Raw genomic sequence first — 10,020 nt, 5'->3', positions numbered from 1 at the left:
GTCCAGCCGAGCTGGCGCGGCCGCAGCTCAGCATCGGCGGCCCAGGCCGCACGGGCCGCGGCCAGCGCAGGCGCCAGCCGGGCGCAGCCCGGGTCGCCGCACGCGCAGTGCACGCCGCCAGGTGCACCTGGCGCCGCAGCCCCCTGGCCCGCATCAGGGCCAGGGGCGGTCCCTGCGCCGGGGGCCGGTGCGTTCGCGCGGGTGCCTGCGCCCGTGGCACCGCCTGCCGCATCGCCCGCGCCCGCAGCAGCGCCGCCGTCTGCGGCATCGCCCGCATTCGCGGCCCCGGGTGCCGCTGAGCCCGTGCCAAGCGGCCACGGCGCGCGCTCGGCCGGCAGCAGCTTCGCTATGCTGCCGGCTCCATCTTCGGCCAACGCCGCCACCAGGCGCGGCCGTTCCGCGAGCTTGCGCAGCAGCGCCTGCTTATCCTGCACTGCGGCTGGGGCCAGCGGGATCTGTACCACATGATTCCGTTCCATCTCGACCTGCAGCCCGCCTGCTTCATAGCGGACAACCGGCTGGTCAGGTTCCTGGGCGTTCGTCTTGGGCCTGGTCATGCATGTTCCTCCTCTCAGCAAGCTTGTTGTCTAGGCACTCTATCTTTACCGCTCAACCAAACGCGCCCTCTGGAGACAGTCCGCTTTCCTGCAACACGATCAGGTTGCGCAGCTCCTCGTCGCTCATTTCCGTCAGCCATTGCTCACCGGAGCCAACGACCTGTTCAGACAGCGTTTTTTTCCGTTCGATTAATTCGTCGATTCGCTCCTCCAGCGTTCCTTGGCAGATCAGCTTATGTACCTCGACGTTCTTTTGCTGCCCAATTCGGAATACCCGGTCCGTTGCCTGGTTCTCCACCGCTGGATTCCACCACCGGTCATAGTGGACCACATGATTCGCCCGGGTCAGGTTAAGGCCGACGCCGCCAGCCTTCAGCGATAACACGAAGATCGGGGAGCCTTCACCCTCCTGAAATGCCCGGACCATCTGATCTCGCTCAGCCTTCGGCACCCCGCCGTGCAGAAAAAACGGCCGCACGCCATACCGCTCCGTCAAACGTTCCTGCAGCAATTCACCCATGCGAACGTATTGCGTAAAAATCAGCGCCGCTTCGCCATTGTCCATGATCATGTCGAGCAGCTCGCCAAGCCGTTCCATTTTGCCTGAGCGGCCAAAAGCCGTCGACTCTGTCGCCCGGCTTCCTGCAACCAACTCCGGATGATCACAAATTTGTTTCAACCGGGTCAACGAAGATAACACCAATCCCTTGCGGGCGATCCCGCTCTGGGCGCCGATCTGATGAAGCAGTTCCGTCGTCACCGATTGATATAAGCGCGCCTGTTCAACGGTTAAGGAGCAGTACGATTTCAGCTCGATCTTCTCCGGCAAGTCCTTGCGGATGTCCGGATCGCTCTTGAGCCGGCGCAGCAGAAACGGCGCAACCAACTTCCGCAGCTTCTGCAGCTCGGCTGCTTGCTGTTCTCCCCCAGCCCCGGAGTAACGCGCCCGAAACGAAGCGTGTGTCCCCAAGTATCCCGGGTTCAGAAATTGAAAAATCGACCACAATTCGCTGAGCCTATTCTCAACGGGAGTCCCCGTCATGGCGATGCGGTGCGGCGCGCTGAGCTTCATCACGCTTTGCGCTTGCTTGGTGCCGTAATTTTTGATGTACTGGGCTTCATCCAGCACCACCGTCGTCCATTCCGCCGAACGCAGCTCCTTCGCATCGCGGCCGGCCAGCTGATACGTCGTTAAAACCACATCGCATGTCCGGTACTCCTGGAGGAAACGCTCCCCGTGATAACGGTCACTCCCGTGATGGACGTACAGCTTGAGCCCCGGAGCAAACCGCGAAAACTCCCGTTGCCAGTTGCCTAACAAGGAGGTCGGACAGATAATCAGACATTTGGTCCCTGCCTGCTGAGCACCGTCCAACAACACCGAGATCACCTGCACCGTTTTTCCTAAACCCATATCGTCGGCCAGCAAGGCGCCAAAACCCAGCTCGCGCATCGTAGCCAGCCACTGGTATCCCCGTTCCTGATAGGGGCGCAGCGTTCCGTTTAGCCCGGATGGAACCGGACGCGGATGAAGTTGCCGAACAGCTCCGCCTGCCATCAGGATCGACAGCATCCCGGCGGTTTCAATGCCAGCGATGTTCACGCCCTCCAATTGGACTTCCTGATCGCCGGAAGCGAGGTGCATCAACTCGCGGAAGGTCAAGGTGCCGTTTTCATGTCGCTTCATGAACTTTAGCACCTGCCGGATCTCCTTCGTATCCACTTCAATCCATTCGCCGCGAAAAAATACGAGCGGCAGCTTCGCCGAAGCCAGCTCCATCAACTCTTCCCGGGTAAGCTCACGCCCTCCAAGCAGTGCCTCCGCTTCAAAAGCGACCAGCTGATCCACTCCCAGCTTAGGTCTCTCCTCGCCTCTGCCCTCCAGCATCCCGCTCGCGAACCCTCGAGTTCGGATCCGAATACTGGCGGAACGCCGTCCCTCTCGGGTCCAGCGGGTTGGCATCTGCACGTTCACGCCTAGCTTGCGCAGCGCCGGCACCGATTTGCTTAAGAACGTGATCAGGTCTTTGGGATCCATAAGCAGATCCTGCGGGCGAGGATGCTCCATCGCAGCGGCGACTTCCCGAGATACCGCGGCGGCTTTGCTCAGTCGCAGCAAGAAGTTCTCCTGGACATTCCGGTACAGAAGGCCGTGAATTTCCATGTCAGGCCCGGGATAACTCCAGATGAGCCCGGCTGGCAGGAGCACGCTTGGATGCTCAGCTCCCTCAGCCCAGAAAGTGAGCCGCCAAACCGCAGTCACCACTTCACCTTCAGCGGATTCGCCATGAGCATCCTGATACGGCTCCAACCGCAGGCAGAGGCGCAAGCTTCCCGGTTCCGGACCGCTGGTCTCGGATTCTACCGCCCGGGGGCGACCGCCTCCAGCAACGGCGATGTCTGCGCTCAGCTGTTCCAGCTCCGTCACACTGCCTTGAATATCCGGCGGTTGTGCACCGGTTAACAACCCGTTCCACCACAGCTCTGCCAGCGGCGACGACCCCCGGTGATAATCCGCCCGGCTGGCATTCAGCTTACGTCCCAAATCTTGGACCGCCCCGCGCGCTTCGTGATCAATCATTGCCGTTAAAAACGAATGCAGCACCGCCATCTGCCGATCCTCCAGCGTCCCCTCGTCTTCAGAGGACGCTCCGGCCCCAGTCTGCACAGCAGCAAGGCAGATCGGCGGCATCGCTCCGGCCAAACGCCGGAACCGCACCTCGTCCTCCGGCGCGGTCAGGAGCGGCCCCCATGCTGCCCGCATTTGTCCCTGCGATCCGCGGCGGCGTCCGGTGGTTGCCACCGGACGGATGGATGGCGCGATTCGGCCGCGCAGCAGCAGCTCCAAGGCAAACTTGGCCGCCTTGCTCCAATAGCTCATTTCCGCGCCCGGCTTGATTCCCTGCTCCTCCCATACGGATTCGTCCCAATGCAGCAGCAAACGCCAGGCCTCCGGCACAGACAAAGCCAATCCTTCCAGGGATCGGCCGATCAGACTGCGCCGCTCTCCGTTCTTATATGACCTCCGTACGGAAGAGACCGGATACCTGACCTCTGCCAACCGAAGCACGGCATGCTGAAACGGCCGGACCCCCGGCTCCAGCTCCTTACGCCGGAGCACGGCGGTCCAAGCATCCACCTTCGACTCCGATACTTCGCCGGAGAAGCAAAACATTACATCGCCCAGCCATATTCCATAAAGACGTTGATTCATGGTGATCTCCCGTCGGTTACTAATTCTAGCCAAATTCATTACTAACATCTTATACGAAAACGGCGGCATATAAAACCGCCTTCCTCCCTCTCCTGCTGCCTCGCGATCCCCTCCCTTATCATTTGAGAAAAAATGGGGAATATTTCTAGTACCCAAAAAAAGATCAAGGAGGTGCATTCCCATGTTGCGCGGTCGGTCCGGTCATTGGTTAAATCTCGCCTCGTTTGCGGCGTTAATGGCGGCAAACCTGGCGGCAGCAGCGCTTCCATTTGGCTTACGCCGGCCCCAGCGGTTTCCCCACGGATTACATGCGCTCCTTACGCCGGCGGGCTATACTTTTACGATCTGGCTGATCATTTATGTCCTGATGTCTGGCTGGGTCCTCTACCCGTTACTGCGGCCTAACCGCGAGCCCTTCTCAGTGACGCCCATGCCCGTGCGCTTCCTGCTTACCTGCACCCTCTCGATCGTGTGGATCACCTTAGGGGAGCGGCAACCCCTGATATCGACCCTGGTGTTATTTCTGTTGGTATTCGTGGCCGCCTCGATGTACCACAGCACCCGGAATATCCTTCGCCCGTCAGCCGCAGAAATTTGGTTCGTACGCCTGCCGTTCAGCTTATATTTTGGATGGATCTGTGTTACAGCGCTTGCTAGCGTGGACGCCCTGCTGCCCCATTCCTCTATATCTGCTGCTACGATATCGGCAACGTCTGTCTCGGCTCCATCCCATCTTGGGCTTACCCTCCTGCTGCTTGCAGTAGGGATCCTCAGCGCCTGCTTTGTTGGCTTCCGTTGGCGGGACGCCATCGTCCCGCTCACCTTCGCGTGGGGGTATGGCGCCCTAGCAGCTGGTCCTCAGCTGCACCAAATTGTCGCCATTGCCTCCAGCGCCGGATCGCTAGCTTTGATAGCGTACGCACTTTGGATCGTCTTTCTGCGCTCTCATGAGCGGGACTAAAGCCCCGCTGCCCTTGTGGGGCCCTTTCACGCCTCCTTTTGCACGATTATCCCTTTCGTTCAGATTTAGAAGCCCTTCAATATTCTCCACTCCCTGTCTGAAGCAACGGGATAATCGTCAGAGGATGGCTTCCACACAGGACCCTCTCCCACAAACATCCATCAATAGGTGCGGCTATCCCTTTCATTCAGATTCGAGAGATCTTCTACCTCCCCCTGAAGCAACGGGATAATCGTCAGAAGAAGGCTTCCAACATAGGGACCCTCTCTCCCACAAAAACATCCACCAAGAGGTGCGGCATATCCCTTTCATTCTGATTCAAGAGATCTTCTACCTCACCCTGAGGCAACGGGATAATCACGAAAGGAGCGCAGCCGATAGAGTTACCTTCCCCTCCCTGACAAAAAAAGCCGCCGTAAGGCATCGCCTCCGGCAGCTTGGTTGGACTGGCTTCATCCAAGCCTGTCCACGGGGTTTATTTTACTTCACCGCAATAACTTCGATTTCTACCAGGCCGTCCTTAGGCAGACGCGCCACTTCGACGGCACTGCGCGCGGGATACGGCTCTGCGAAGAACGAACCATAAACTTCGTTCACCTTGGCAAAATCGTTCATGTCCTTCAAAAATACGGTCGTCTTGATGACCTTGTCCAATCCGCTGCCGGCTGCAGCCAATACTGCCTGAACGTTCCGCAGCGCTTGTGCAGCCTGTGCTTCCACGCCTTCAGCAAGCTGGCCGGTTTCCGGCACCAATCCCAATTGGCCGGAAGTAAAGATCATATCTCCCAATTGAATCCCCTGCGAATATGGACCAATGGCACCTGGCGCAGCGGTCGTAGAAATTACTTGTTTCATCTTCATCATCCCATCCTTTCTTCTCCCCATTTTACCGATAACCCCTTCGTCACGGCAACTCGGACTGTACATGAACTTCGCCGAAATGGGATCGAGCGATTTTTAAAGGCAAATAGAAGGAAAAGGTGCTGCCTCGCCCTTCTTGGCTTTCCATACGGAGGTGCCCCCCCAGCAGGCGGGCCAGGTTGCTGCTAATCGATAAGCCCAGACCCGTCCCTCCATATCGCCGACTTATTGAGCCGTCGGCTTGCTGAAACGCCTCGAATACCGCCTGCTGCTTCTCCTCAGCCACGCCGATGCCGGTATCCGAGACGGTAAACACCAGCCATTCCCCTTCGTGTATTCCCTTCGCCGGAGCACGGCGGATGTCTAACTCCACATGTCCCTCATGTGTAAACTTAAACGCATTGGACAATAAATTCCGCAGGATTTGTGCGATCCGCTGTGGATCAGAGATGATGGAATCGGGCAAACCTTGCTCCAGTTGGATCGTAAAGGCAATATTCTTCTGAGCGGCAATTTGCTCGAACTGCAGCTGAATCCATACTGGGATTTCTTCCAATACCACTTCTTCGTCTGTAATCTCCAGCCGACCTGCCTCCACCTTGGACAAATCCAAAATATCATTAATAATCTGAAGCAATTCTTCACCTGATCTGTGAATGATCTGGCCATATTCCGAAATTTCCTCGCTGGCTTCGTCGGATTCGGCGATCATTTCCGCCAAATTAATAATACTGTTGAGCGGCGTACGCAACTCATGTGACATCGTCGCCAAGAACTCCGATTTGTGGCTGGAAGCTTCAGATAACTGCTTCGCCCGATCTTCCAGCCCAATCTTGGCCTTTTGCAGCTCATCGGCCTGCTTGCGGAGCAGCTCGTTTGCGTATTTCAGCTCCAGATTTTGTCTTGCCCCCAACTGAAAGTCACGAAGGATCAGAGCAAAGCCAATACTGAGTACAATACTTAACGAAAGTCCAATCGGCATGATATCCAGCAAATAATGCTTACGGGGCACGACTCCGATGATGGCAAGGTTCAGAGAGTTGACAACATTCACAACAAGAATGGTTACAATCCCCTTAAAGGTAATGCTGTAATTGGTCCGCCGAATCCAGATATTTAGTCCGGCGCACAAAAATCCCAAGACCGTTAAGTTAATAAAGCCGGCCATCGCTGCTTCGCTCAAACCAAACGTCAGACGGGCCAGGCCAATCCCGAAGCCGATGATGATCATCGTTAACGGCTGGGAATAAACAAATGCCGCTATAATTAGCGGCACTGCCCGAAGATCGAATCTGACGTCATCGTGAAGTCGGAAGCCAAACTTGATACATAGCCAGCCCGAGAAAATCATCATTAGAACGGACAAGACGTACAAGCTGCGCGGCGGCATTTTTCGCAAACCATATTTATATAGGATGTTGGTTAAATAAGCGACGGTGATTAACATGCTTAAATTTAGTATAAAGCTAATACCGATCCCCATATCCCCACTCCTGCTCGTAGAACCCGCTTCTCTTCAAGATCAGCTGGACTCTTTTTTTTGGATATCGCTGCGAAAATGCTGCACCAACAGTCCGGCGAAGTAAGGATCCCATTGGGTACCGCGACCCTGCTCCAAAATCTCGATCGCTTTATCTCTCGCTAAGCCTTTTCGATAAGGCCGATCTGAGGTCATGGCGTCAAAGGCGTCGGCTACGGCGATAATCCGCCCGAATAGCGGGATCTCCTCCCCGGCTAACCCGTCCGGATAACCTTTTCCATCATAACGCTCATGATGCGACCGAACCCCTGGCAAATAAGGAGCCATCGCATCCGCAGGCTCGACCTGCTTTAAGATCGCTTCCCCAAGCACGGGGTGCTGCTTGACCTGCTCCCATTCCTCGTCGGTTAATCGGCCATCCTTCAGCAGAATCGCATCGCGAATGCCGATTTTCCCGATATCATGGAGCAACGCTGACTTGCGCAGCTCATCAATGCGATCTTCAGGCAACTCGGCCAACTCCCCGATTTTGACGGCGTATTCGGCTACTCGAAGAGAGTGTCCCGCTGTATACGGATCGCGGGCGTCCAGCGCCGCTGCCAGCGTCGCGAAGTAGCTGTCTACCAGTTGGCTATTTCGAGCCGCCTGAGTTTGCAGCCCGCGCAGCATATGATTAAATCCCGTGATCAGACGGGAAAATTCATCCGAAAACATATCACTGGCCGCTGTACGAATGCTGCCGGTTTTTACCTCGGCCATCCGCTCGTACAAATGCTGAATCGGCAGCATGATCTCACGGGCCAACAGCCGGGAGCCAATCATTGCGAATAGAATACTCACGGCCAAGACATAGCCGGCCCACTGCCAGTAGGCATAGGCTCCATGGTCGAGGTCCTCCAACCGGAACTGCATAGATAAGCTGTATAGCAGCAAAGGAGCCATACACATCAAGAAAAAGCTCCATATTAATTTTCGAGATACCGGGACGATAACCCTGCCGTTCAGCGATAAATCTTTGCCAAACATTCTGCGGCTCCAGGAAATTAACTCCTGCAGGACAGGACGAATCGCATAAGAAGTTAAATAATATTCGACCAATGCATGCATGCTGCTGACCAGAATGCCGCTCAAGGCAGCCAGCAACACATAGTAAGGCGGAATTGACAGGTGACCAGCCCGGATTAACCCAAGCGATAAGGCCACAGCCGGAACAACCAAGCCAAACAAATGAGGTCCTAGAATCCGCTTGACGGCAAGCGATGGCAAACGATGGGTACGGATATACACATTTTGAAGCGTTTGATAGCTCCCCACTTCCTCCATGAACACGCTGCGGATCGGCTTGATTTGCCGGCTGAACACCAGCCATTCCAGCCCCAGCATACAGCACAGCGACAAGATCAGAATTCGGATTAGCCAGGCGTAGTCCGAAGGGGATATATCCAGCGGTGCAGCTGCGATAAGGCTCGCGACCGCGGTGACCGCAAGTAGGAGCCCCGCTGTGTAGTTAAGTAGTAAGCGCGAAATAAACGTCCTGTATACCGTCAAGGAGGATGCCTTCTTTCCGTCTCGCGTATTTCCGGGCATGCCCGCTTCTATTTATATCGGTAGAAGTCATGCCGATTTTCATAAAACGTTTGGAACTTTTTGTTTATATGCCCTCTTTTCGGTACGGGAAATTCGTCCCTCCCAGGCCATCTCATCTTTAAAAAATATATATTTTAAAAATTGGGCAATTCTTTGAACGCGGTATTCCCTTACGTAGTGCTGGTTTCGCCGTTTGGAGCAGTTGTTTTAGATCACACTACATGTGATAAATTTCACATTAAGCCCTATTTTTATATGCTAAAATGCCTTCGAACAAAGGTTTCGGGACTCCCGAACCCCTTATCAGATCAGCCTTTTTCAAGGGTCCCCCACCTGATATTCGTTATTAAAATGTCTTCACATTTTAATATATATATATTTTCATTCAATGGAGGTCTCAATCATGAAAAAAGCTTCAATTATCCTGAGCAGTGCACTGTTGTTAGGTCTATTGGCCGGCTGTGGATCGGACAATGAGGCGAACAGCACAAACTCTGCGCAACCTGCAAACAACACTTCTGCTGCTAACGAAACCAATGCAGGAGCAAATAACGCAGCTGCAGAGCAAGGGAAATACCAAGACGGCGTATACTTCGCCCAAGGTGAAGTGGATGCAAATTCCGGATGGCAATCCTACGTAACCCTGACGGTATCCGGAGGCAAAATCACAGAAGCCAAATGGAATGCGCTGAGCGAAAAAGCTCCCGTCGACAAAGTGACCTATTCCAAAGAAGGCAAGTACGGCATGAAAGCCGGCGGCGCTTCCTCCGAATGGCACGAACAAGCCGAGAAGGTTGAGCAATACCTGATCGAAAAGCAAGATCCTAAAGCGATCACTTTGGGAGATGACGGCAAAACGGATGCCATCGCAGGTGTGTCCGTCCATGTAAGTGAATTTTTTAACTTGGCTGATCAAGCGCTGAATGCCGGTCCAGTTGAGGTTGGTCCTTACAAAGACGGCACTTACCATGCAGAAGGAGCTTCCTTCGACGAGCATTCTGGTTGGAAAGATACCGTTGACGTTGTCGTCGCTGCCGGCAAGATCGTCAAAGTGAACTTCAGCGGTGTGAACGACAAAGGCGAAGACAAGAAGCAATACTCGATTGACGGCAAATATGGAATGAAAGCCGGCGGCGCTCAAGCCGAATGGCATGAAGAAGTAGCGAAAGCGGAAGCTTACCTGATCGAAAAACAAGATCCAGCTGCCGTGACATTTAACGATGAGGGCAAAACGGACGCGATCGCTGGGGCAACGATTACGCTGCAACCGCATTTCGAGCTCGTGAGCCAAGCACTTGAGCAAGCGAAATAAACCCATATTCCCACCCCACCCTAAAATGAGAAGGTGAATCTCTTGAAG

At 54.9% G+C, this 10,020-nt stretch carries 8 protein-coding genes; 2 read left to right on the top strand and 6 right to left on the bottom strand.

The annotated features are described in order from the left end of the window. Both RW092_RS18735 and RW092_RS18730 read right to left on the bottom strand, forming a co-directional pair. A partial coding sequence (locus RW092_RS18735; protein ID WP_410055558.1) for a hypothetical protein occupies nt 1-557 on the bottom strand: 557 nt, incomplete at its 3' end. A 52-nt stretch (nt 558-609) separates the two neighbouring features. Next, on the bottom strand, nt 610-3,771 hold the full coding sequence (locus tag RW092_RS18730; protein ID WP_316010956.1) for a DEAD/DEAH box helicase: 3,162 nt from the start codon (nt 3,769-3,771) through the stop codon (nt 610-612). 181 nt (nt 3,772-3,952) lie between these two features. Here RW092_RS18730 and RW092_RS18725 point away from each other — a divergent pair, with 181 nt between their 5' ends. Next, nucleotides 3,953-4,732: a hypothetical protein gene (locus RW092_RS18725; RefSeq protein WP_016313628.1), complete on the top strand. Its 780-nt coding sequence runs from the start codon at nt 3,953-3,955 to the stop codon at nt 4,730-4,732. A gap of 235 nt (nt 4,733-4,967) precedes the next feature. Here the strand turns inward: RW092_RS18725 and RW092_RS18720 are convergent, their stop codons facing one another. The 4 genes from RW092_RS18720 to RW092_RS18705 are packed head-to-tail and all read right to left on the bottom strand — an operon-like array spanning nt 4,968 to nt 8,660. Then, nucleotides 4,968-5,192: a hypothetical protein gene (locus RW092_RS18720; protein ID WP_016313629.1), complete on the bottom strand. Its 225-nt coding sequence runs from the start codon at nt 5,190-5,192 to the stop codon at nt 4,968-4,970. A gap of 20 nt (nt 5,193-5,212) precedes the next feature. Further along, complete coding sequence (locus RW092_RS18715) at nt 5,213-5,596, bottom strand: RidA family protein (RefSeq protein WP_084770805.1); 384 nt, start codon at nt 5,594-5,596, stop codon at nt 5,213-5,215. A gap of 40 nt (nt 5,597-5,636) precedes the next feature. Next, complete coding sequence (locus RW092_RS18710) at nt 5,637-7,076, bottom strand: ATP-binding protein (RefSeq protein WP_410055557.1); 1,440 nt, start codon at nt 7,074-7,076, stop codon at nt 5,637-5,639. 39 nt (nt 7,077-7,115) lie between these two features. Further along, nucleotides 7,116-8,660, bottom strand: coding sequence for an HD-GYP domain-containing protein (locus tag RW092_RS18705; RefSeq protein WP_085279185.1), 1,545 nt, complete (start codon nt 8,658-8,660; stop codon nt 7,116-7,118). Nucleotides 8,661-9,063: 403 nt separating this feature from the next. On the opposite strand from RW092_RS18705, the gene RW092_RS18700 reads away from it, so the two are divergent. Then, nucleotides 9,064-9,972: an FMN-binding protein gene (locus RW092_RS18700; RefSeq protein ID WP_016313633.1), complete on the top strand. Its 909-nt coding sequence runs from the start codon at nt 9,064-9,066 to the stop codon at nt 9,970-9,972. The last annotated feature ends 48 nt before the right edge of the window (nt 9,973-10,020 follow it).

This window comes from Paenibacillus sp. 3LSP, from assembly GCF_032465655.1.
In the GTDB taxonomy this organism is placed as follows: domain Bacteria; phylum Bacillota; class Bacilli; order Paenibacillales; family Paenibacillaceae; genus Fontibacillus; species Fontibacillus barengoltzii.
The sequence above is the reverse complement of the archived record's forward strand: the minus strand, read 5'-3'. Positions and strand labels throughout refer to the sequence as shown.

Bases quoted from the DNA above. Each gene is read 5' to 3' on its own strand.
- RW092_RS18730 (WP_316010956.1), bottom strand. From the start codon at position 3,771: ATGAATCAACGTCTTTATGGAATATGGCTGGGCGATGTAATGTTTTGC.
- RW092_RS18705 (WP_085279185.1), bottom strand. From the start codon at position 8,660: ATGCCCGGAAATACGCGAGACGGAAAGAAGGCATCCTCCTTGACGGTA.
- RW092_RS18710 (WP_410055557.1), bottom strand. From the start codon at position 7,076: ATGGGGATCGGTATTAGCTTTATACTAAATTTAAGCATGTTAATCACC.
- RW092_RS18700 (WP_016313633.1), top strand. From the start codon at position 9,064: ATGAAAAAAGCTTCAATTATCCTGAGCAGTGCACTGTTGTTAGGTCTA.
- RW092_RS18715 (WP_084770805.1), bottom strand. From the start codon at position 5,596: ATGATGAAGATGAAACAAGTAATTTCTACGACCGCTGCGCCAGGTGCC.
- RW092_RS18725 (WP_016313628.1), top strand. From the start codon at position 3,953: ATGTTGCGCGGTCGGTCCGGTCATTGGTTAAATCTCGCCTCGTTTGCG.